Annotated in this window: 19 protein-coding genes and 1 tRNA gene; 13 read left to right on the top strand and 7 right to left on the bottom strand. The window is 73.1% G+C overall.

Annotation, left to right across the window (positions count from 1 at the left end; genetic code table 11):
- Positions 1-177: 177 nt before the first annotated feature.
- From pstC to pstB, 3 genes are read left to right on the top strand one after another with little or no spacing between them, the layout of a single operon-like run.
- Positions 178-1,116 (top strand): phosphate ABC transporter permease subunit PstC, encoded by a 939-nt coding sequence (gene pstC, locus ATL41_RS10360; protein ID WP_098459054.1) that lies wholly within the window; start codon positions 178-180, stop codon positions 1,114-1,116.
- The gene (gene pstA / locus ATL41_RS10365) at positions 1,116-2,186 is read left to right on the top strand and encodes a phosphate ABC transporter permease PstA (RefSeq protein ID WP_098458400.1); all 1,071 of its coding nucleotides are present in this window, start codon (positions 1,116-1,118) and stop codon (positions 2,184-2,186) included. Before pstC ends, pstA begins: the two co-directional genes overlap by 1 nt.
- Before the next feature lie 29 nt (positions 2,187-2,215).
- On the top strand, positions 2,216-2,995 hold the full coding sequence (gene pstB, locus ATL41_RS10370; protein WP_098458401.1) for a phosphate ABC transporter ATP-binding protein PstB: 780 nt from the start codon (positions 2,216-2,218) through the stop codon (positions 2,993-2,995).
- Between the two features lie 82 nt (positions 2,996-3,077).
- On the opposite strand, the gene ATL41_RS10375 is transcribed toward pstB, so the two are convergent.
- Positions 3,078-3,536: a hypothetical protein gene (locus tag ATL41_RS10375; protein WP_098458402.1), complete on the bottom strand. Its 459-nt coding sequence runs from the start codon at positions 3,534-3,536 to the stop codon at positions 3,078-3,080.
- A 349-nt stretch (positions 3,537-3,885) separates the two neighbouring features.
- Between ATL41_RS10375 and ATL41_RS10380 the strand changes: the two genes are divergently transcribed.
- Together ATL41_RS10380 and ispF are read left to right on the top strand one after the other, a co-directional pair.
- Positions 3,886-4,368 (top strand): CarD family transcriptional regulator, encoded by a 483-nt coding sequence (locus ATL41_RS10380; RefSeq protein ID WP_098458403.1) that lies wholly within the window; start codon positions 3,886-3,888, stop codon positions 4,366-4,368.
- Positions 4,369-4,572: 204 nt separating this feature from the next.
- Complete coding sequence (ispF, locus tag ATL41_RS10385) at positions 4,573-5,061, top strand: 2-C-methyl-D-erythritol 2,4-cyclodiphosphate synthase (RefSeq protein ID WP_098458404.1); 489 nt, start codon at positions 4,573-4,575, stop codon at positions 5,059-5,061.
- A gap of 9 nt (positions 5,062-5,070) precedes the next feature.
- On the opposite strand, the gene ATL41_RS10390 is transcribed toward ispF, so the two are convergent.
- Positions 5,071-5,463 (bottom strand): MmcQ/YjbR family DNA-binding protein, encoded by a 393-nt coding sequence (locus tag ATL41_RS10390; protein ID WP_098458405.1) that lies wholly within the window; start codon positions 5,461-5,463, stop codon positions 5,071-5,073.
- Positions 5,460-6,824 (bottom strand): D-arabinono-1,4-lactone oxidase, encoded by a 1,365-nt coding sequence (locus ATL41_RS10395; protein ID WP_098458406.1) that lies wholly within the window; start codon positions 6,822-6,824, stop codon positions 5,460-5,462. The genes ATL41_RS10390 and ATL41_RS10395 overlap by 4 nt, the downstream gene beginning before the upstream one ends.
- 57 nt (positions 6,825-6,881) lie before the next feature.
- On the opposite strand from ATL41_RS10395, the gene ATL41_RS10400 reads away from it, so the two are divergent.
- Genes ATL41_RS10400 through rlmB form a run of 3 tightly spaced genes read left to right on the top strand, consistent with a single transcriptional unit; the run spans position 6,882 to position 10,546 of the window.
- Positions 6,882-8,081, top strand: coding sequence for an alanine racemase (locus ATL41_RS10400; protein WP_098458407.1), 1,200 nt, complete (start codon positions 6,882-6,884; stop codon positions 8,079-8,081).
- A gap of 48 nt (positions 8,082-8,129) precedes the next feature.
- On the top strand, positions 8,130-9,572 hold the full coding sequence (cysS, locus tag ATL41_RS10405; protein WP_098458408.1) for a cysteine--tRNA ligase: 1,443 nt from the start codon (positions 8,130-8,132) through the stop codon (positions 9,570-9,572).
- Positions 9,572-10,546 (top strand): 23S rRNA (guanosine(2251)-2'-O)-methyltransferase RlmB, encoded by a 975-nt coding sequence (gene rlmB, locus ATL41_RS10410; protein ID WP_098458409.1) that lies wholly within the window; start codon positions 9,572-9,574, stop codon positions 10,544-10,546. Before cysS ends, rlmB begins: the two co-directional genes overlap by 1 nt.
- Before the next feature lie 111 nt (positions 10,547-10,657).
- Here the strand turns inward: rlmB and ATL41_RS10415 are convergent, their stop codons facing one another.
- From ATL41_RS10415 to ATL41_RS10430, 4 genes are all read right to left on the bottom strand, one after another.
- Positions 10,658-11,920, bottom strand: a complete 1,263-nt coding sequence (locus ATL41_RS10415; protein WP_098458410.1) for a DUF4032 domain-containing protein — start codon at positions 11,918-11,920, stop codon at positions 10,658-10,660.
- 84 nt (positions 11,921-12,004) lie between these two features.
- The gene (locus ATL41_RS10420) at positions 12,005-13,129 is read right to left on the bottom strand and encodes an ABC transporter ATP-binding protein (RefSeq protein WP_098458411.1); all 1,125 of its coding nucleotides are present in this window, start codon (positions 13,127-13,129) and stop codon (positions 12,005-12,007) included.
- 182 nt (positions 13,130-13,311) lie between these two features.
- Positions 13,312-14,151: a trehalose-phosphatase gene (gene otsB, locus ATL41_RS10425; protein WP_245854765.1), complete on the bottom strand. Its 840-nt coding sequence runs from the start codon at positions 14,149-14,151 to the stop codon at positions 13,312-13,314.
- Positions 14,144-15,814, bottom strand: coding sequence for an alpha,alpha-trehalose-phosphate synthase (UDP-forming) (locus tag ATL41_RS10430; RefSeq protein ID WP_098458412.1), 1,671 nt, complete (start codon positions 15,812-15,814; stop codon positions 14,144-14,146). The genes otsB and ATL41_RS10430 overlap by 8 nt, the downstream gene beginning before the upstream one ends.
- A 292-nt stretch (positions 15,815-16,106) precedes the next feature.
- Here ATL41_RS10430 and ATL41_RS10435 point away from each other — a divergent pair, with 292 nt between their 5' ends.
- From ATL41_RS10435 to ATL41_RS10455, 5 genes are all read left to right on the top strand, one after another.
- Positions 16,107-18,074 carry a serine/threonine-protein kinase gene (locus ATL41_RS10435; RefSeq protein ID WP_098458413.1) on the top strand — a complete coding sequence of 656 codons (1,968 nt, stop codon included), beginning with the start codon at positions 16,107-16,109 and terminating at the stop codon, positions 18,072-18,074.
- Between the two features lie 72 nt (positions 18,075-18,146).
- Complete coding sequence (locus ATL41_RS10440; protein ID WP_098458414.1) at positions 18,147-18,677, top strand: hypothetical protein; 531 nt, start codon at positions 18,147-18,149, stop codon at positions 18,675-18,677.
- A 65-nt stretch (positions 18,678-18,742) separates the two neighbouring features.
- On the top strand, positions 18,743-19,582 hold the full coding sequence (locus ATL41_RS10445) for a DsbA family protein (RefSeq protein ID WP_098458415.1): 840 nt from the start codon (positions 18,743-18,745) through the stop codon (positions 19,580-19,582).
- A gap of 81 nt (positions 19,583-19,663) precedes the next feature.
- Positions 19,664-19,736: transfer RNA gene (locus ATL41_RS10450), tRNA-Thr, on the top strand.
- Between the two features lie 94 nt (positions 19,737-19,830).
- Positions 19,831-20,400 carry an isochorismatase family protein gene (locus ATL41_RS10455; RefSeq protein WP_098458416.1) on the top strand — a complete coding sequence of 190 codons (570 nt, stop codon included), beginning with the start codon at positions 19,831-19,833 and terminating at the stop codon, positions 20,398-20,400.
- The last annotated feature ends 51 nt before the right edge of the window (positions 20,401-20,451 follow it).

Consider the following 20,451-nt stretch of genomic DNA (forward strand, 5'->3'; position numbering starts at 1 on the left):
TCCCCGGAGGCCACCGCCCCCGCTCCCGCGGGTGCCGCGCCCGAGGGCACCCCGCCCCAGGGCGCTGCCGCCACGCCCGGTGGCACCGTCCCACCTCGGCGCGGTGCCCAGCCGGGACGAGCGGAGGCTGCTCGACCCGACGACGCCCAGCCCGACGGCGCGACGGTCGCCGCCGAGGTGTTCCTCCGCGCGTCCGGCACCCGCCGGATCGCCGACAAGGTCTTCCACGGGCTCTCCGCCGCCGCGGGCCTGACGATCCTCGTCGTGCTCGCGGCCGTCGCCGTCTTCCTCGTGCTGCGGGCCTGGCCCGCGCTGACCGCGAGCGACGACGAGCTCGCGACGATCTCCTGGCTGCGCGGCGCGTCGATCGCCGAGTACGTCGGCCCGCTCGTCTTCGGGACGCTCCTGTCCGCGCTCCTCGCGCTCGTCATCGCCGTCCCGCTCTCGGTCGGCATCGCGCTGTTCATCTCGCACTACGCGCCGCGCCGGGCCGCGCAGGCGCTCGGCTACGTGATCGACCTGCTCGCCGCGATCCCGTCGGTCGTCTACGGCCTGTGGGGCGCGCTCTGGCTCTCGGGGGTCCTCGACCCTGTGTTCCGGTGGCTGACGGACGTCCTCGGCGGCGTCCCGGTCTTCGAGGGATACGCAGCACCCGCCCGCAACGTGCTCATGGCGGCGACCGTGCTCGCCGTGATGATCCTGCCGATCATCACCGCCGTCGCCCGCGAGGTGTTCCTGCAGACGCCGCGCCTCCACGAGGAGGCGGCGCTCGCGCTCGGCGCGACGCGCTGGGAGATGGTCCGCACGGCCGTCCTGCCGTTCGGCCGCTCCGGGCTCGTGAGCGCCGCGATGCTCGGCCTGGGCCGCGCGCTCGGCGAGACGATGGCCGTCCTGATGATCCTGTCGCCCGGCTACCTGTTCTCGTTCTTCCTGCTCAAGCCCGGCCAGCACCAGACGATCGCCGCGAACATCGCCGCGAAGTTCCCCGAGGCGTCGGGGCTGTCCGTCTCCGTCCTGATCGCCACCGGGCTCGCCCTGTTCGTCATCACGTTCGCGGTGAACATGGTCGCCCGGTGGATCATCGCGCGCCGCGCCGAGTTCTCGGGAGCCAGCTGATGACCACCGTCGACACCACCGAGCTCTCGACCGCGGACCTGCTCCGCTCGGGCGGCTACCGCACCCTCCCGCGCTGGACGCCGTGGGCGTCCGGCGCAGGCTCGCTCGCCGTCGCGTACGCCGCGCTCCTGCTCGCGGGCACGCCGACCGTCGTGTCCGTCGTCGCGCTCGCGGCAGCGCTGCACCTCGTCGGGCTGACGACGGCGTCGCGCGTCCTCGAGGGGCCGCGCCGGTGCGCGGACCGGCTCGCGACGACGCTCGTGACCTTCGCCTTCGCGCTCGCGCTCGTCCCGCTCGTCTCGCTGCTGTGGACCGTCGGGTCGCGCGGCGCGGCCCTCTTCTCGGTCGAGTTCCTCACGACCGACATGGTCGGCGTCTTCGGCGACATGACGTCCGGAGGGGTGGCGCACGCGATCGTCGGGACCCTCATGGTGACGGTGACCGCGACGGTCATCTCCGTACCGGTCGGGCTGCTCACGGCGATCTACCTCGTCGAGTACGGGCGTGGCGCCGTGGCCCGCGCGATCACGTTCCTCGTCGACGTCATGACGGGCATCCCCTCGATCGTCGCCGGGCTCTTCGCGTTCGCGCTGTTCACGCTCGTCATGGGGCCTGCCTACCGCTCGGGTCTCATGGGTGCCGTCGCGCTCGCGGTCCTCATGACGCCCGTCGTGATCCGCTCGGTCGAGGAGATGCTGCGGCTCGTCCCGGACGAGCTGCGCGAGGCGTCCTACGCGCTCGGCGTCCCGAAGTGGCTCACGGTCGTCAAGGTCGTGCTGCGCACGTCCGTCGCCGGCATCGTCACCGGCGTCATGCTCGCGGTCGCCCGCGTCATCGGTGAGACCGCGCCGCTGCTCATCACGGTCGGCATCGTCACCCGCACGAGCTGGGACGTCGTCGAGGGGCGCATGGCCACCCTCCCGGTGTTCGCCTACAACCAGTACCACCAGGGCGGCGTCGGGGTGGACCGTGCGTGGGCCGCTGCGCTCACGCTCATCCTCGTCGTCATGCTCCTCAACCTCGTCGCCCGCGCGATCAGCCGCGCCTTCGCTCCCCGGACCCACCGCTGAGCCGCGGCTCGGCGCTCGAGAGGAAATCCATGTCCAAGCGCATCGACATCTCCGACCTCAACGTCTACTACGGCGACTTCCTCGCGGTGCAGGACGTCACGATGGCGATCGAGCCGCGCGCGGTGACGTCGCTCATCGGCCCGTCCGGCTGCGGCAAGTCGACGTTCCTGCGGACCCTGAACCGCATGCACGAGGTGATCCCCGGCGCGCGCGTCGAGGGGAAGGCCGTCATGGACGGCCAGGACCTCTACGCGTCCGACGTCGACCCGGTGCAGGTCCGCAGGCAGGTCGGCATGGTGTTCCAGCGGCCCAACCCGTTCCCGACCATGTCGATCGCCGACAACGTGCTCGCCGGCGTGAAGCTCAACAACAAGCGCATCTCGAAGGCCGACGCCGCCGACCTCGTCGAGGAGTCGCTGCGCGGTGCGAACCTCTGGAACGAGGTCAAGGACCGGCTCGACCGCCCGGGCTCGTCGCTCTCGGGCGGCCAGCAGCAGCGTCTGTGCATCGCGCGGGCGATCGCGGTGAAGCCGCAGGTGCTCCTCATGGACGAGCCGTGCTCGGCGCTCGACCCGATCTCGACGCTCGCGATCGAGGACCTGATCTCGCAGCTCAAGGACGACTACACGATCGTGATCGTCACGCACAACATGCAGCAGGCCGCCCGCGTGAGCGACGCGACCGCGTTCTTCAACATCGCGGGCACGGGGCAGCCCGGGCGTCTGGTCGAGATGGGCGACACGGCGACGATCTTCTCGTCGCCCACGGTCGCCGCGACGGAGGACTACATCTCGGGCCGCTTCGGGTGACAGGCCCCGGCCCGCGCGACGACGAAGGCTCCGGCTCCCTCGCGGGAGCCGGAGCCTTCGTGGTGCTCGGTGCGGTGCCGGTTCAGGCGTCCGCAGGGACGAGGTCCGCGTACTCGGGGAGCGTGCCGTCGAGGACGGGGACGTAGACCGTCTCGCCCTCGGCGCCCGCGAGGCCGACCGGCAGCTGCGCGGTCGCGCCCGGTGCGGCGGGCACGGAGTCGACGACGAGCTCCTCGCCCTCGGCGCCGCCGAGGAGGACCGTCTCGCCTGCGGGCGCGGTGACCGTGAGCGAGCCGATCGTGACGGTCGCGTCCTCGCCGCCGTTGTTGACGACGGCGCCCTGCACCGCGCCGGGCTCGCCCTGGGCGGCAGCGACGATCATGAGGTTCTGCACCGTGACGGCGTCGCCGACCTCGACGCGCACGCCGTCGGACGCCGCGTACTGGAGCTTGGTCGTGATGGGGGAGCAGGCGCCGAGCCCGGCTGCGACGGCGAGGGCGATGCCGACGGCGAGGCCGCGGCGGGTCTGGTGGCGGTTCACGTGCTCTCCTGTGGTCGGGCGGGCCTGGAAGGCCCTGGGGTCGTCAGGCCTCCGAGCCGACGCCGCTGCGCACAGGTCCTACGCGAGGTCCCAGGTGGCGAGGGCCGCGCCGTGGTATCGGAGAGCCGACCCCCACTCTAGTGGTTGCGGGCCGGGCGGGACGACCGCGTCTGCCGCAGGACTGCGCGGCAGCCGACGTGAGGGCGGACACGGCGTCGTGACGGTCGTGCAGGTCGGGGGAGACCGAGGGGCAGAGGCTACCCCTCCTTGGCCCAGATCGGCCAGATCCCACGCAGAGTTGAGAACTTCGCATGATAAGATAGGGGTCCGCGAAAGGGGAATTTTGCCGATGACTTTCACAGTTGGGGAGACGGTCGTCTACCCGCACCACGGAGCAGCTCTGATCGAAGAGATCAAGGTCCGGACGATTCGCGGAGAGGAAAAGACCTACCTCAAGCTGAAGGTCGCCCAGGGCGACCTCACGATCGAGGTCCCGGCTGAGAACGTCGACCTCGTGGGCGTCCGTGACGTCGTCGGGCAGGAAGGCCTCGACCGCGTGTTCGAGGTCCTGCGGGCGCCGTACACCGAGGAGCCGACCAACTGGTCGCGTCGCTACAAGGCGAACCTCGAGAAGCTCGCGTCGGGCGACGTCATCAAGGTCGCCGAGGTCGTGCGCGACCTGTCGCGTCGTGACGCCGACCGTGGCCTTTCCGCCGGCGAGAAGCGCATGCTCGCGAAGGCCCGCCAGATCCTCGTCTCCGAGCTCGCGCTCGCAGAGCACACCGAGGAAGAGAAGGCCGAGGCGATCCTCGACGAGGTTCTCGCTTCCTGAGCCGCACAGATCTGCTGGACGAGCCCCCGCCCGCTGGGTGGGGGCTCGTCCTGTCTCCAGGGCCGCCCCGCCCCAGAGCGCTGCCAGCGGTGGCGCCCGCGGGCACACCCAGCGGCTGCGCGGCGGGGCACCCGCGATAGCCTGCGAGCGTCAGTCGCGCGGCGCCGACGCGCGGCGACGACCCGCCCAGCTCGAGGAGCGCTCATGACCCTGCCCCGCACCGGCATCGGCGTGGACGTCCACGCCTACGCCCCTCACGACGCGCCCCGCGACCTCTGGCTCGCCGGCCTGCACTGGCCCGGGGAGCGCGGCCTCGCCGGCCACTCCGACGCTGACGTCGCGGCCCACGCAGCCGCCGACGCACTGTTCTCCGCGTCCGGTCTTGGTGACCTCGGCTCGAACTTCGGCACCGCCGACCCCGGGTGGGCCGGTGCCGCCGGCGCCGTCCTGCTCGCCGAGGCCGCGCGCCGCGTGCGCGCGGCGGGATTCGACATCGGCAACGTCGCCGTCCAGGTGATCGGCAACCGTCCCAAGATCGGCACGCGCCGCGCCGAGGCGCAGGACGCCCTGAGCGCGGCCGCCGGTGCACCCGTCACGGTCACCGCGACGACGACCGACGCGCTCGGCCTCACCGGCCGCGGCGAGGGCGTCGCCGCGATCGCGACGGCGCTCGTCGTGCCCGTCAGCGCCTGACCGGCAGGCTCAGTGCGTCATCGGGCGCTTCGAGACGGGCAGCCCGCTCACGACGAGATCGTACGAGTCCTCGACGAGCTGCTCGAGCAGCTCCCGGTCGAGGTCCGGGTGCAGCACGACCGACACCCAGTGCCGCTTGTTCTGGTGCCAGCCGGGCAGGACGTCCTCGTGCGCGGCGACGAGGCCGGGCACGAGCTCCGGGTCCGCCTTGAGGTTCACGTGCCAGTGCTCCCCACCCACCTTCGGGTGGCGGGTCACCAGCGCGAAGATCTTGCGGCGCACGCGGAACGCCTCCGCGGCCGTCCCGAACGGGAAGTCGGACGTCGCGTCCGGCAGGTCGAGGCACAGCGCCCGGCAGCCCTGCGCCTCGGGGGACAGCTCCGGCGCGTCGTCGTCGCTCATCGTCCGAGCACCCGCTCGAGGTAGCCGTTCGTGAAGACACCGTCCGGGTCGACGGCGTCGCGCACCGCGACGAAGTCGTCGAACCGCGGGTAGAGCTCGCGCAGACGCTCGGCGCCGAGCGTGTGCATCTTGCCCCAGTGCGGGCGACCGTCGTACGCCGCCACGATCTCCTGCACCGCCGTGAAGTACCGCGTCGGGTCGGTGCGCCAGTACTGGTGCACTGCGACGTACGCGGTCGCGCGTCCGTGCGACGTCGACAGCCACACGTCGTCCGCGCGGGCGAACCGCACCTCGACGGGGAAGGACACGAGCTCGCCCGTCCGGGCGAGCCAGTCCTCGACGTCGCGCAGCACGTCCGCGACCGCCTCGAGCGGGACCGCCCACTCGGACTCGACGAACCGCACGCGGCGGCGTGAGACGAACACCTCGTGCGACGGCGCGGTGAAGCGGCGCGCGCCGAGCGCGCGCGACGAGACCCGGTTGATCGTCGGGATCGAGCCGGGCACGGCGCGGGCGAGCCGGTTCGTCAGCTCGAAGACGCCGTTCGACAGCAGCTCGTCGTCGACCCAGCCGCGCAGGGGGTCGAGGGGCGCGTCGTCGAGCGCGCGACGGTCGTTGCGCTTCGTCAGGGCCGTGCGCGTGTGCGGGAACCAGTACAGCTCCGCGTGGTCCCCAGCGAGGAACGAGCCGTCCGCGACGGCCCCGAGCGCGCGCTCGAGCGGCCACGGCTCCTCGCGCGCCTGGAGGACGTACGCGGGCTCGGCACCGAGCGTCACCGAGACGAGGACGCCGAGCGCCCCGAGGCCCAGGCGGGCGGCCTCGAACAGGTCGGGGTTCTCGTCGCGCGACGCCCGCACGACCGACCCGTCCGCGACGACGAGCTCGACGGCCCGCACCTGCGCGGCGAGCCCGGCTCCCGTGCCCGCGTCCCCGCCCGTGCCGTGCGTGCCCGTCGAGATCGCGCCCGCGATCGACTGCCGGTCGATGTCACCGAGGTTCGACAGCGCGAGGCCGTGCGCGGCGAGCGCGTCGTTGAGGGCGTGCAGCCGGATGCCGGCGCCGACCCGCACCTCGTGCGTCACCCGCCCTTCGGGGGAGGCGAGCCGTACGGGCTGGTCCACGTGGTCGAGCGCGTCGAGCGAGAGCATGACGCCGTCGGTCGTCGCGACCGGCGAGAACGAGTGGCCCGCGCCGACCGCGCGGACCGTGCGCCCGACCTCGCGCGCCCTGCGCACGACCCGGACGACGTCGCCGACCGAGCGCGGGGCGAAGCGGTGCGCGGGCGTGCAGGACGCCGAACCGCCCCACGTCGTCCACGGCTGCTGGCGGGCTGCGTCGCCCGTGGGGGAGGAGAAGACCACACCGCACTATCCGCGCAGGTCCACACGTGAGTCAATGGTCCGGGAGAAGGAGGAGCCATGGGCCTGAGGGAACGTCTCGACGCCGCGACCGCGCACCTCGCGGGACCGCTCGTCGTCGTCGACCTCGACGCGTTCGAGGCGAACGCCGACGACCTCGTGCGTCGTGCGGGCGGGACGCCCGTGCGCCTCGCGTCGAAGTCGGTGCGCGTGCGCAGCCTCGTCGACGCGGCCCTCGCGCGGCCCGGCTGGGCGGGCGTCATGGCGTTCTCCCTCGCCGAGGCGTGCTGGCTCGTCGAGCACGGGCACGACGACGTCCTCGTCGGGTACCCGACCGTCGACCGCGGTGCGCTCGCCGCGCTCGCGGCCTCGCCGGCCGCCCGCCGGGCGGTCACCCTCATGGTCGACGACGTCGCGCAGGTCGAGCTCGTCGCACGTGCCGTCCGCGAGCACGCGGCGCGGGGCGCCGCGGACGCCCCGCCCGTGCGGCTGTGCCTCGACGTCGACGCGTCCCTGCGTCCCGGCGTCGGCCGCTGGCGCGCCCACCTCGGCGTGCGCCGCTCGCCCGTGCACACGCCCGCGGAGGCCGCGGCGCTCGCGGCGGCGATCGGCGCGTACGACGGCGTCGAGGTCGTCGGGCTCATGTTCTACGAGGCGCAGGTCGCAGGCCTGCCCGACTCGAGCCCGGCCGTGCGGCTCGTCAAGCGGCTGTCCGTCGCGGACCTCGCCGTGCGCCGCACCCAGGTGCGCCGCGCGGTCGAGGACGTCCTCGGGCGGCCCGTCTCCCTCGTGAACTCGGGCGGCACCGGCTCGCTCGAGACGAGCGCCGCCGACCCGACCGTCACCGAGGTCACCGCAGGCTCCGGGCTCTACGTGCCCGGCCTCTTCGACGACTACCGCACCGTCGCCCGCAGGCCCGCCGCTCTCGTCGGGCTCGACGTCGTGAGGCTGCCGCGCCGCGGCATCGCGACCGCCTTCGGCGGCGGCTACGTCGCCTCAGGACCCGCGAGCGAGAGCCGCCTACCGCGCCTGACGTTCCCCGCAGGCATGCGGTACGTCGGCACCGAGGGCCCCGGCGAGGTGCAGACCCCGCTGCGCCTCCCGCGCGGCACGACGGCGCGCGTCGGCGACCGCGTCTGGATGCGGCACGCGAAGGCCGGCGAGGTCATGGAGCACGTCACCCACGTCCACCTCGTGCGGGGCGACCGCATCGAGCAGACCGTCCCCACGTACCGCGGCGAGGGAAAGGCCTTCGCCTGAACGGCTCCCAGCAAGGGCAGACGCGCCGCGGACGGTAGCCTTGGAGCCGTGACCCTACGCCTGTACGACACAGCGACGCGCGAGGTGCGCGACTTCCAGCCACGAACCCCCGGCAAGGTCGGCATCTACCTCTGTGGCGCCACCGTGCAGAGCGCACCCCACATCGGGCACATGCGCTCCGCCGTGGCGTTCGACGTGCTCGTCCGCTGGCTGCGCCGCACCGGCCACGAGGTCACGATGATCCAGAACGTCACGGACATCGACGACAAGATCCTCGCGAAGGCCGCCGAGGCCGGCCGCCCCTGGTGGGCGCACGCCTACCTCAACGAGCAGGCGTTCACCGAGGCGTACGACGCGCTCGGCGTCCTGCGCCCCACGTACGCGCCGCACGCGACCGCGCACGTGACCGACATGGTCGAGCTCATGGAGCAGCTCGTCGAGCGCGGCCACGCGTACACGACGACACCCGGCAACGTGTTCTTCGACGTGGAGTCGTGGTCCGACTACGGCTCCCTGACGAACCAGCGTCCCGAGGACCTCACCGTCGCCGCCGACTCCGACGGCGACGAGCTCGGCAAACGCAACCCGCACGACTTCGCGCTGTGGAAGGCGAGCCGCCCCGGCGAGCCCGAGACGGCGTCGTGGCCCACCCCCTTCGGTCGCGGCCGTCCCGGCTGGCACCTCGAGTGCTCCGCCATGGCGCGCCGCTACCTCGGCTCAGCCTTCGACATCCACGGCGGCGGCCTCGACCTGCGCTTCCCGCACCACGAGAACGAGCAGGCGCAGTCCCGCGCCGCCGGCGACGAGTTCGCCGGGCTGTGGATGCACTCCGCATGGGTCACGCAGGGCGGCACCAAGATGAGCAAGTCGCTCGGCAACGGGCTGCTCGTCTCCGAGCTGCTCGGCCGGGCGCGGGCCGTCATCGTCCGCTACGCCCTGACGGCCGTCCAGTACCGCTCGATGATCGAGTGGAGCGAGGACACCCTCGCCGACGCCGAGGCAACCTGGTCGCGCCTCGAGGGCTTCGTCGAGCGTGCCTCCGAGCAGGTCGACGTCGTCACCGAGGACGAGGTGCGCACGAGCGAGCTGCCAGCGGCGTTCGTCGACGCGATGAACGACGACCTCAACGTGTCGGTCGCCCTCGCGGCCGTCCACGAGGCCGTGCGTGCCGGCAACTCCGCGCTCGCGGCCGGGCAGAACGCCCAGGTGCGTGAGGCGCTCGTGCAGGTCCGGGCGATGCTCGACGTCCTCGGCCTGGACCCCGCGTCGAGCACGTGGGCGCGCAGCACGACCGACGACCGCGCCGCGCGCGCTCTCGACGCCCTCGTCACCGCCGAGCTCGAGCGGCGGGCAGCCGCCCGCGCCGAGCGCGACTTCGCGACCGCGGACGCCGTCCGCGACCGCCTCACCGCCGCCGGGATCGTGGTGGAGGACTCCCCGCAGGGAGCCCGCTGGTCCCTGGCCACCGACACCCCGAAGGACGAGAACTGATGGCAGGCAACTCCCAGCGCCGAGGCGCGACCCGCAAGCCGGGCTCCAAGAAGGGCGCCCGCGTCGGCACCGGCGGTCACAGCCGGAAGGCCCTCGAGGGCAAGGGCCCCACGCCCAAGGCCGAGGAGCGTCCCTACCACCCGGCGTACAAGGCCAAGGTGGCGGCCGAGCGTCGCAACGCGACGCAGCGCCGCGGCAGCCAGGCAGGCCGCCGTACCGGTGGCGGCCGTTCCTCGACCCACGAGATGGTCGCCGGGCGCAACTCCGTCCTCGAGGCGCTGCGCGCCGACATCCCCGTGTCGAACGTCTACATCGCGTCGCGGCTCGAGGCGGACGACCGCACCAAGGAGATCCTGCTGATCGCCTCCGAGCGACGCATGAACATCCTCGAGGTCACCAAGCCCGAGCTCGACCGTCTGACCGACGGTGCCGTGCACCAGGGCGTCGCGCTCCAGGTCCCGCCGTACGAGTACGCCGACGTCGACGACCTGCTCGACGCCGCGGCCGCGTCCGGCCGTGCGCCGCTCGTCGTCGCGCTCGACTCGATCACCGACCCGCGCAACCTCGGCGCGGTCCTGCGCTCCGCGGGCGCGTTCGGGGCGCACGGCGTGCTCGTCCCCGAGCGTCGCGCCGCCTCCATGACGGCGTCCGCGTGGAAGGTCTCCGCCGGTGCGGCCGCGCGCGTGCCCGTCGCCCGCGTGACGAACCTCGTGCGTGCGCTCGAGACGTTCCGCGAGGCCGGCTGCTTCGTCGTCGGGCTCGACGCTGGCGGTGACGTGTCCGTGCGCGACCTCCCGTACGCGAGCGATCCCCTCGTGCTCGTCGTCGGCTCCGAGGGCAAGGGCCTCTCGCGGCTCGTCCGCGAGACGTGCGACGCGATCGCGTCGATCCCGATCGCGTCCGAGACCGAGTCGCTCAACGCGGGCGTCGCGGCGGGCATCGCCCTCTACGAGGTCGCGGGCCAGCGCGGCTGACCCCGGCGGGCACAGCCGACAGGATGGGTACGACGAAGGGCGGGCGCCACGGGCGCCCGCCCTTCGTACTGTCTGCGCCCTCCTGGGCGGCGTGCCGCTCGCGGCGGCGGCTTATCCGCCTAGCAGCGCGGCCTCGTCGCGGCGGTGCCGCAGGACGTTCATGACGTAGCTCGCGGTCGCCTCGCTCATCGGCACGTCGCGGCGCTGCTGCTGCGAGATGTACCAGCGGTGGTCGAGGATCTCGTGGAACATCTGGGCGGCCTCGAGCTTGCCGCGCATCTCGCGCGGCACGGCGCGGACGGTCGGCTCGAACACGCTCGTCACCCAGTCGTGCGCCACGAACTCCTCGTCCTCGTCCTGTCGCCCGCCCGACGCACGGTACTCGTCGAGGTCGTTGAGCAGACGGCGTGCCTGGTTCTCCTGGACGTCGAGGCCCGTGAGGTGCAGCAGACGGCGCGAGTGGTGGCCGGCGTCGACCACCTTCGGCTGGATGCGCACGGTCGTGCCGTCGTCGTGCGTCGTGATGCTCAGCTCGCCGACGTCGAAGCCGAGGGCGTTGAGACGCTCGATGCGCGCCGTGACGCGCCAGCGCTCGTTCGACTCGAACGACTCCTCGTCGGTGAGCGCAGCCCACAGCTCGTTGTACCGGGCGACGAGCGCGTCACCGATCGCGATCTCGTCGACCGAGTCCTCGAGCAGCGAGCCCGCCGCGAGGTCCATGAGCTCGCCGATGATGTTCGTCCGCGCGAGGTCGACGTCGTAGTTGCGCTGCCCGTCGGTCAGCTTCTCGTGGATGTCGCCCGTCTCGGCGTCCACGAGGTAGGCCGCGAAGCGGTCCGCGTCGCGGCGGAACAGGGTGTTCGAGAGGGAGACGTCACCCCAGTAGAAGCCCACGAGGTGCAGGCGCACGAGCAGCACGGCGAGCGCGTCGATCAGGCGCGTCGCGGTCTCGGGGCGCAGCTCCTGGCTGAACAGAGCGCGGTACGGCAGGGAGAACTGCAGGTGCTTCGTGATGAGCACGGCCTCGAGCGGCTCGCCCTCGGGGGAGCGGCGGCCCGTGATGACTCCGACCGGCTCGACGCACGGCACGCCCCCGATGCGGTTGAGCTGACGCAGCAGCTCGTACTCGCGGTAGGCGACCGACTCACCGATCTCCTTGATCGCGATCACGCCGGAGTCGACGCGGACGAACCGCACGATGTGCCGGGAGATGCCTCGCGGGAGCGCCGCGATGATGTCCTCCGGCCACGACTCCAGCGGGATGTGCCACGGCAGGTCGAGGAGCGCGGGGTCCGGGGAGACGGCGGAGATGGTGAGCTGCTGCTGCACGGGGGCCTCGAGACGAGAAGAGGGTGGAAGGGTTGCCCCCAGCATAGGAGGGGGCCCAGCACGCCCGAGGGGGCGGACCCGGACGAGCCGGACCGCCCCCTCGGGGTGCAGCGGGAACCGATCAGGCGATCAGTTCGGGAGGCGCATGCCGGAGCCGGCGGCGAAGAGGTGCTCCTCGCCCGGGCGGATCGCGACGTAGATGCGCTCGCCCTTGGCGGGCACGTTGCGCGGGTCGATGCGGATGATGACCTGGTTGTCGCCGGCGCCCGAGTGGACGTCCGCGTCCGCGAGCGAGCCGCGGAGCGTGCCGTAGACGAACGCGTCGGAGCCGAGCTCCTCGACGATGTTGACCTCGACCGGGAACGCGGACGCCTCGGCCTGCGAGACGACGTCGAGCGCCTCGGGACGGAAGCCGAGCGTGATCTTGCCGTCGTCCTCGGGCTTGAGCGCCGCCACGGCCGCACGCGACACGGGGATGCGAGCCGGGCCGACCTCGGCGACGCCGCCGTTGACGCGGAACGTGCCGAGGTTCATCGCGGGCGAGCCGATGAAGCCGGCGACGAAGACGTTGGCGGGCGTGTCGTACATCTCGCGCGGGGTGCCGACCTGCTGGAGCAGACCGTCCTTGAGGACCGCGATGCGGTCACCCATCGTGAGCGCCTCGGTCTGGTCGTGCGTGACGTAGACCGTGGTGACGCCGAGGCGGCGCTGCAGCGACGCGATCTGCGTACGGGTCTGGACGCGGAGCTTGGCGTCGAGGTTCGACAGCGGCTCGTCCATGAGGAACACCTGCGGCTGGCGGACGATCGCGCGGCCCATGGCGACACGCTGACGCTGACCACCGGAGAGCGCCTTCGGCTTGCGGTCGAGGTACTCGGTCAGGTCGAGGATCTTCGCAGCCTCCTCGACGCGCTGACGGATCTCCGCCTTCGGCGTGCCGGCGATCTTGAGCGCGAAGCCCATGTTGTCGGCGACCGTCATGTGCGGGTACAGCGCGTAGTTCTGGAAGACCATCGCGATGTCGCGGTCCTTCGGCTGGACGTCGGTCACGTCGCGGTCGCCGATGAGGATGCGGCCGGCGTTGACGTCCTCGAGGCCCGCGAGCATGCGGAGCGAGGTGGACTTACCACAGCCCGAGGGGCCGACGAGGACGAGGAACTCGCCGTCCTCGATGTGGAGGTCGAGCTGGTCGACCGCGGGACGCTCGGTCCCGGGGTAGATGCGAGACGCCTTGTCATAGGTGACGGTAGCCATAGCTGTCGCCATTCCCTTCACCGGCAGGTACGTGCCGGACGATCCGAGTGAAGAGTGCCATGTAGAGCTGCGGGTCCAGATTTGTCCTCGCTGACACGACGCCTGCCGACGGTGGCAGGCGCTGGGGCCAATCTTGCCACATGTGACCTCGATCCCGAGAGACGGAGGTCACTGGCGCACCGTCAGCCCGGCGCGCTGGCCCCGGTGAGGAGGTCGGCGAGCCGGGTCAGGACGAGCGCTGCCTCGTCGGGGTCGGCGACGCGGTGCCGGGCCACGGTCTCGCCCGGTCCGACGCGGACCGAGACGTCGCCGTCGTGCAGGACGGCGAACGCCCGCTCGTCGGTGACGTCGTCGCCCATGTAGAAGACGGCGCGCGCGCCGGTCTCGGCGCGCAGGGCCTCGAGAGCCTGGCCCTTGGACGTCGCGACGACGCCCGTCTCGACGACGTCCTTGCCGCGCATGGGCGGCAGGCCCAGCGACTCGGAAGCGGCGACCGCCTCGGCCGTGGCCCGCACCGTGTCCTCGGGTCCGGCGAGCCGGACGTGGAGGACGGCGGCCGTCGGCTTGTGCTCGACCCACGCCCCCTCGGCCGTGCCCGCGACCTCCTCGAACGCGGTCGTGAGGTTCTCGAGCCGGTCCGCCTCGTCGGCGGAGAGCGCGACGGGCGTGTGCTCGAGGCCCTCGCCGGTCACGCGGCCCTGCTCGGCGCCGTGGCTGCCGACGAGCAACGTGCCCGCGGGCACCCGGGAGACCCGCGCGAGGTCGTCGAGCCGCCGCCCGCTCACGAGGGCGAGCCGCACGCGGTCGGGCGAGCCCGCCGCGAGGCGGGCGAGGGCTGCGCCGGCGGACGCGGTGGGCCGTGACTCGTCGGGCTTGTCCACGAGGCGCGCGACGACGCCGTCGAAGTCGGACGCGACGAGCACGGGCCCGTCCGCGGCCTCGGGCGAGGCGCCCGCCCCGCCCGCGAGGCGGGCGAGGGCGGTCTCGAGGTCGTCCGGCAGGGCAAGGGCTGGGTCAGGCACGGGCAGTCTCCAGCAGGGCGGCGTCCGTCCTCGTCTCGGCGTCGGGACCCTCGAGCGACTCCGCGGCGACCTCGCGGGCGGCAGCCGCCGAGCCGGGCTCGGGCACGGCCTCGAGGGTGTTGAGGAAGCTGCGCGCCCACGCGGCGACGTCGTGCTCCATGACCACGCGCCGCAGGCGACGCATGCGGCGGCGCATCTCGCGGGGCTCCATCTGCGCGGCGCGCATGAGGATCTCCTTGAGACCGTCGATGTCGTGCGGGTTGCACAGGAGCGCGCCCTTGCCGAGCTCGTCGGCAGCGCCCGTGAACTCGGACAGGACGAGCACGCCCTTCTCGTCGGAGCGGGCCGCGACGTACTCCTTCGCGACGAGGTTCATGCCGTCGCGCAGCGAGGTCACGAGGAGGACGTCGGCGGCGAGGTAGAGCGCGGCCATCTCCTCGGGCGGGTAGGAGTGGTGCATGTAGTTGATGGCGCTGTGGCCGATCTCGCCGTAGTCGCCGTTGATGCGGCCGACCAGCCCCTCGACGTCCTCGCGGAGCTGCTGGTAGGCGTCGACGTTCTCACGGCTCGGGCTCGCGACCTGGACGAGCGTCGCGTCGTTGACGTCGATGCGGCCGTCGGCGAGGAGCTCGCCGTAGGCCTTGATGCGGTGCCGGATGCCCTTGGTGTAGTCGAGGCGGTCGACGCCGAGCATGACGACCTTGGGGTTGCCGAGCTCGTTGCGGATCTCGCGGGCGCGCTCCTGGACCTCGGGCCGGCGCGCGAGCGCGTCGAACCGCGCCGAGTCGATCGAGATGGGGAACGCCTGGACGTGCGCGAGCCGGTCGGTCGCCGGCTTGGCGTCGCCGGCGCCGCGCTGGGACCTGCCCGGCACGGTGATGACCCGGCTGCGGACGGTGTGGCCCGTGAGCCGGCGGGCGACGCGCAGGAAGTTCGCCGCGTCGCCAGCGCGCTGGAAGCCGATCACGTCGGCGCCGAGGAGGCCCTCGATGATCTGCGTGCGCCACGGGAGCTGGCTGAAGATCTCGAGGGACGGGAACGGGATGTGGTCGAAGAAGCCGATGCGCAGGTCGGGGCGCAGCGTGCGGAGCATCGCCGGGACGAGCTGGAGCTGGTAGTCGTGCACCCACACGAGCGCGCCGTGGGCTGCGGCTGCTGCGGCTGCGCGGGCGAAGCGGTGGTTGACGCGGCGGTACGCGTCCCACCACTGACGGTGGTACGACGGCGCCTCGATGACGTCGTGGTACAGCGGCCACAGGGTGTCGTTCGAGAAACCCTCGTAGTACTGCTCGACGTCGTCCGACGTGAGCGTGACGGGGACGCAGCGGATGCCGCTCGCGTCGAACGGGTCGTGCTCGACGTCGGCCTTCCCGGACCAGCCGACCCAGGCACCGTCGGCGCCCTCCATGACGGGGGCGAGAGCCGTGACGAGGCCGCCGGGTGACCGCTTCCAGGAGACCGAGCCGTCCTCGGCTGCCGTGAGGTCGACCGGGAGGCGGTTGGCGACGACCACGAGGTCGTACTCGCCGGGCTCCGCGAGGTCGGACGGGGACGGGGCGGAGCGGGGCGTCAGCGCCGTCGGCGGGTGACCCGGGGCGGCGGGGCCGCTCGGGGTGTCTCCCAGCGGGGTGGCGTTGTCGCTCGGGCTCGGGCGGGTCGGCATCAGTTCTCTCCCTGTCTCGACGAACGCGCGGGGCGCGTCCGGCGCTTCGCGGCCGGATCGGCTTTGCGTGAAGTTGACCTGACTTTGCTCGCGTTTGGCGCTCATTGAGCATACCCGCGGCGTTCCAGACCCGCCCGGCGAGAGGCGGGGGAAGCGGGCAGCGTCACACTTCGAGACGGTCGTGGCCGTCTGACGGGCGTCCCCAGCGGCTCCGACGCCGTGTCGTGGAGAGCGCGTGGAGGCCCGCGCGCGCCGCCCCGCGGGCGCGCGACCTCTGGACTACCGTGCCGTTATGGAGCGCAGCGAGAGGACTCCCGGCGACGAGGTAGGTGGGTACACGATCGTGCGCCCGCTCGGCGCAGGCGCAACCGGCACGGTCTACGTCGCCGAGGACGGCGGGGGCAACCAGGTCGCGCTCAAGATGCTGCACCCTGCCTACGCGGCCACCCCCGAGTCCCGCGACCGCCTCCTGCGCGAGGTCGCCGCGATGCGCAAGGTGCGCGACGACGCGTTCGTCACCGTCCTCGACGCCGAGGCCGACGGCCACGAGGCGTTCATCGTCATGGAGCTCGTCGACGGCCCCAGCCTCGAGGACGAGGTCCTCGGCGGAGGGCCCTTCGACGCGCACGACCTCCTCGAGCTCGCCGAGAAGCTCGCCAGGGCGCTGAGGTCCGTCCACGAGGCCGGCCTCGTGCACCGCGACGTCAAACCGTCCAACATCCTCCTCGCCGAGCACGGGCCCGTCCTGATCGACTTCGGCATCGCGCAGGCCGCCGCCGACGCGCGGCTCACGTCGCACGGATTCGTCATGGGCACTCCCGGCTACCTCGCGCCCGAGCTGCTCGACGGCGCCGAGCCGTCCCCGGCAGGGGACTGGTGGGGCTGGGCTGCCTCGCTCGCGTTCGCCGTGACCGGCCGCGCCCCGTTCGGCGTCCGCCCGCTCGAGGCCGTGCTCGCCCGGGTCCGCGCGGGCGAGGTCGACCTCGAGGGCGCCGGCCCGATCACCGCGGAGGCCCTGCGCGGGGCGCTCGTCCCCGACCCGGCGCGGCGCACGTCACCCGAGGACGTCGTCGAGGCCCTGGGCGACGCCGTCGGCACGGGTGAGGTCCACGAGCTCGTCCCGCCGTCGACGCCGGGCGTGCCCCGACCGATCGCGGTGACCGTCCCGCTCGACGCCCCGGCGGTAGCTCCTGACGACCTCGTCGCGCGGGAGGGCGTCGGCCCGTACGGCGAGGGCGTGCCGCGCACGCCGTTGGCGGACGACGACGCGCCCGCCCAGCGGACCGCCGTCCTGCGCGTCCCTACCGGGGTCTTCGAGCAGCCCGAGACCGAGGAGGAGCCGGAAGGGGCCGACGCGGACGGCACGGTCGCGCTCCCGCCGTGGCAGGACATCGTCGCGAACGACCACCGGGCGAACGACCATGTCCCGACGACCGCGCTCGTCGCCGACGACGGCGCCGGCCGCACGCTCGCCCTCCCGCAGCGCGACGAGACCGAGACCGCCGAGCCCGACGACCTGGACGACCACGCCCGCTTCGACGACGTCGATCCCGACGACGCCAGCCACGACGCCGGCTACGAACGACCTCACCACGGGCGCCGCCCCGTCGCGCTCCTCGCGCTCGCGCTCCCCGTGTGCGCGCTCGCCGGTCTCTTCCCGATCGCGACGCTCGCCGGGATCGTCGTCGTGGTGCTCCTGCTGCGCTCCGTCTCCGTGACGACCGACGCCCTGCACTCGCGCCGCGAGCAGCGGGGCGTCCGGCGCGGCGACGCGCTCCGCGCCGCCAGCGCCTACCCCTGGTACCTCTTGCGCGCCCTGACGACGATGATCCCGGGCCTGCTCGTCGCCGCGAGCGTCACCGTGACCGTGCTCGGCACCCTCTGGTGGCTCCTCCAGACCAACCGCTGGGTCCCCGTCCCGCGCGGCGAGGCGCCCGCCGCCATCCTGACCGGCGGCGTGCTCCGCGGGCCGGACGGTGAGGTCGTCGCGGCGCTCGGCACCGAGAACGCGAACTGGGTGTTCGTCGTCGCGCTCGCGGTCACCGCGCTCGTGACGCTGCTACTCCTGTGGTTCGGCCCCATGTCGTGGCCCGCGCGCGACGGCGCCCGCACGCTCCTCGCGCACCTCGCACCCGGGCGCGGCGGCACGGTGTTGGCGGTCCTCGTGGGGCTCGCGGTCACCGCGCTCCTCGTGCTGTGGGCCGTTGTCGACAAGCCGATCGTCTGGTGGCCCTTCGGAGGGCCTCCCGACCTCTCCTGACGCGGCCCGCGCGCCGTCAGCGCGCGGGCGAGGGGAGTGCTCTCTCGCAGCCCCGTGGGCTACCCTCGGCGCGTGGGGACGAGACTGCTGACGAACGCGACGCGCGCCGTGCGTGCCGTGACGGCTGCGCTCTTCCTGCTGGTCGTCGTCGGGCAGACGTGCGCGCACGTCGGGCTCGCGCTCTCGCAGCGCGGCCTCGTCCTGACGAGCGGCTGCCTCTCCGACCAGCTCGGCCTCGGCTGGTGGGGCACCCACCTCGCGATGGTCCGCACGTCCGCCGAGTGCCCCGAGGGCACCCTCGCCCTCGGCGGGGAGCCCAGCGTCGCTGCCGCGGTCGTCGTCTCGGTCGCGATCCCCGCGCTCCTCGCGCACGCGCTCGCCGCGCTCGCGAGCGCGGGCGCCCTCGGCGTCGTGCGCTCCGCGCTCCGCGCCGTCGGGCGCATCCTCGGCCGGGCCGCTGCGCGTCTCCCGCGTCCCGCCGCCCTGCCCGACGTCGAGGCTCGTCCCGCCGTCGTGCGCTGCGCCCGCGACGAGGTCGCCCATACGCTGCGGCTCGCGCTCGCCCCTGTGCGCCGTGGGCCCCCGGTGCTCGTCCCTGCCTGACGGCCTCCGCCGTCCCCGGACCGACCACCCCTGCGCCGCCCGGCGCCCCCGACCTGAGGAACACCATGGCCAAGAACACCAGCAACAACGGCAAGCAGTCCGCTCGCCAGATCTCCGCGCAGATGCGCCAGGACGCGGCCCGCCGCGAGAAGCGCTTCCGCCTCATCTCGATCGGCGTGCTCGTCGCCGCGGTCCTCGGGCTCGCCATCGCCGCCGTGCCGATCGTCAAGGGCTACCTCGACGAGAAGAACAAGGCCACGCCCACGCTCGCCGACGTCACCCGCCCGACCGTCGTCAACACGGAGGGCGGCATCACCGTCGGCGCCGAGGGCGTCGCCGGCACGACGGGCGGAGCGGACGCTGTCGAGGTCGCGACGTACGTCGACTACATGTGCCCCGCGTGCGGCGCGTTCGAGGACGCGACGGTCGCGCAGATGGACCAGCTGCGCGAGGCCGGCCTCATCACGCTCGTCGTGCAGCCGGTATCGATCCTCAACCGCTTCTCGCAGGGCTCCGAGTACTCGACGCGTGCCGCCGCGGCCGCCGTCTACGTCGCGGCGAACGCGCCCGAGCAGTTCCTCGCGTTCCACACGGCGCTCTTCGGGAACCAGCCGGCGGAGAACACCAAGGGCCTGACGAACAAGGAGATCGGAGCCATCGCGCTGACCGCGGGCGTCCCCTCCGAGGTGTCCGACGCGATCGCGTCCGACAAGGCCGAGGACGAGTACGCCGACTGGATCGACGCCCAGACGGCCGACATCGTCGAGCGCCCCGAGCTCCTCGGCGAGCAGGGCTTCTCGACGCCGACCGTCACGATCGACGGCAAGCGCTGGGACGGCAACTGGACCGTCGAGGGTGCGCTCGTCCAGGCGGTCAACGAGGCCGCCGGCACGACCGAGGGCTGACCTCAGACCCCCGCTGACCGGGACGGCGGCGCTCGTCGCCGTCCCGGTCCAGGACTGCCCGTTTGGTAGTCTCGGCTCCGCGCCGCCTTAGCTCAGCTGGTAGAGCACCGCTCTTGTAAAGCGAAGGTCGTCGGTTCGAACCCGACAGGCGGCTCCGACACAAGAAGACCCCTGACCTGCGGCGACGCTGGCAGGGGTCTTCGTCTCCCGGTGTCGACCCCGCACGCAGCCCAACGAAGGAGCACGCGATGACCACGACCGCACTGATCGTCGTCGACGTCCAGAACGACTTCTGCGAGGGCGGCACGCTCGCCGTCGCGGGCGGCAACAAGGTCGCCGCCGACGTCGCCGAGCTGCTCCGCACGAGCGACTACGACCTCGTCGTCACGACGCAGGACTGGCACGTCGACCCGGGCTCGCACTGGTCCGACGAGCCCGACTTCCGCGACTCGTGGCCGCGCCACTGCGAGGCGGGGACCAGCGGGGCCGAGCTGCACCCGGCGCTGGCCGCAGCGGTCGCCGAGCTCCCGACCGCGCCCGTTGCGGTTCGCAAGGGCATGTACGAGGCCGCGTACTCGGGCTTCGAGGGCACGACGGAGAGCGGCAGGACGCTTGCCGAGGTCTTGAGCGACGCGGGCGTGACCGACGCCGACGTCGTCGGTCTCGCGTTCGACCACTGCGTCCGCGCGACAGCCCTCGACGCCGCGAGCGCAGGCGTGCGCAGCCGGGTCCTCACAGCGCTCACCGCCGCCGTCGCGCCCGAGACCGCCGCGCTCGCGCGCGAGGAGCTCACGAGCAAGGACGTCGAGCTCGCCTGAGTGCGCCGGGCCACGACGTGCGGGCGACCGGCCGCACGAGGTGCCGCCGTC

The sequence above is a fragment of the Flavimobilis soli genome, assembly GCF_002564025.1.
Classification (GTDB): domain Bacteria; phylum Actinomycetota; class Actinomycetes; order Actinomycetales; family Cellulomonadaceae; genus Flavimobilis; species Flavimobilis soli.

Bases quoted from the DNA above. Each gene is read 5' to 3' on its own strand.
- pstA (WP_098458400.1), top strand. From the start codon at position 1,116: ATGACCACCGTCGACACCACCGAGCTCTCGACCGCGGACCTGCTCCGC.
- pstB (WP_098458401.1), top strand. From the start codon at position 2,216: ATGTCCAAGCGCATCGACATCTCCGACCTCAACGTCTACTACGGCGAC.
- ATL41_RS10380 (WP_098458403.1), top strand. From the start codon at position 3,886: ATGACTTTCACAGTTGGGGAGACGGTCGTCTACCCGCACCACGGAGCA.
- ispF (WP_098458404.1), top strand. From the start codon at position 4,573: ATGACCCTGCCCCGCACCGGCATCGGCGTGGACGTCCACGCCTACGCC.
- ATL41_RS10390 (WP_098458405.1), bottom strand. From the start codon at position 5,463: ATGAGCGACGACGACGCGCCGGAGCTGTCCCCCGAGGCGCAGGGCTGC.
- ATL41_RS10400 (WP_098458407.1), top strand. From the start codon at position 6,882: ATGGGCCTGAGGGAACGTCTCGACGCCGCGACCGCGCACCTCGCGGGA.
- rlmB (WP_098458409.1), top strand. From the start codon at position 9,572: ATGGCAGGCAACTCCCAGCGCCGAGGCGCGACCCGCAAGCCGGGCTCC.
- ATL41_RS10415 (WP_098458410.1), bottom strand. From the start codon at position 11,920: ATGCTGGGGGCAACCCTTCCACCCTCTTCTCGTCTCGAGGCCCCCGTG.
- ATL41_RS10420 (WP_098458411.1), bottom strand. From the start codon at position 13,129: ATGGCTACCGTCACCTATGACAAGGCGTCTCGCATCTACCCCGGGACC.
- ATL41_RS10430 (WP_098458412.1), bottom strand. From the start codon at position 15,814: ATGCCGACCCGCCCGAGCCCGAGCGACAACGCCACCCCGCTGGGAGAC.
- ATL41_RS10435 (WP_098458413.1), top strand. From the start codon at position 16,107: ATGGAGCGCAGCGAGAGGACTCCCGGCGACGAGGTAGGTGGGTACACG.
- ATL41_RS10445 (WP_098458415.1), top strand. From the start codon at position 18,743: ATGGCCAAGAACACCAGCAACAACGGCAAGCAGTCCGCTCGCCAGATC.
- ATL41_RS10455 (WP_098458416.1), top strand. From the start codon at position 19,831: ATGACCACGACCGCACTGATCGTCGTCGACGTCCAGAACGACTTCTGC.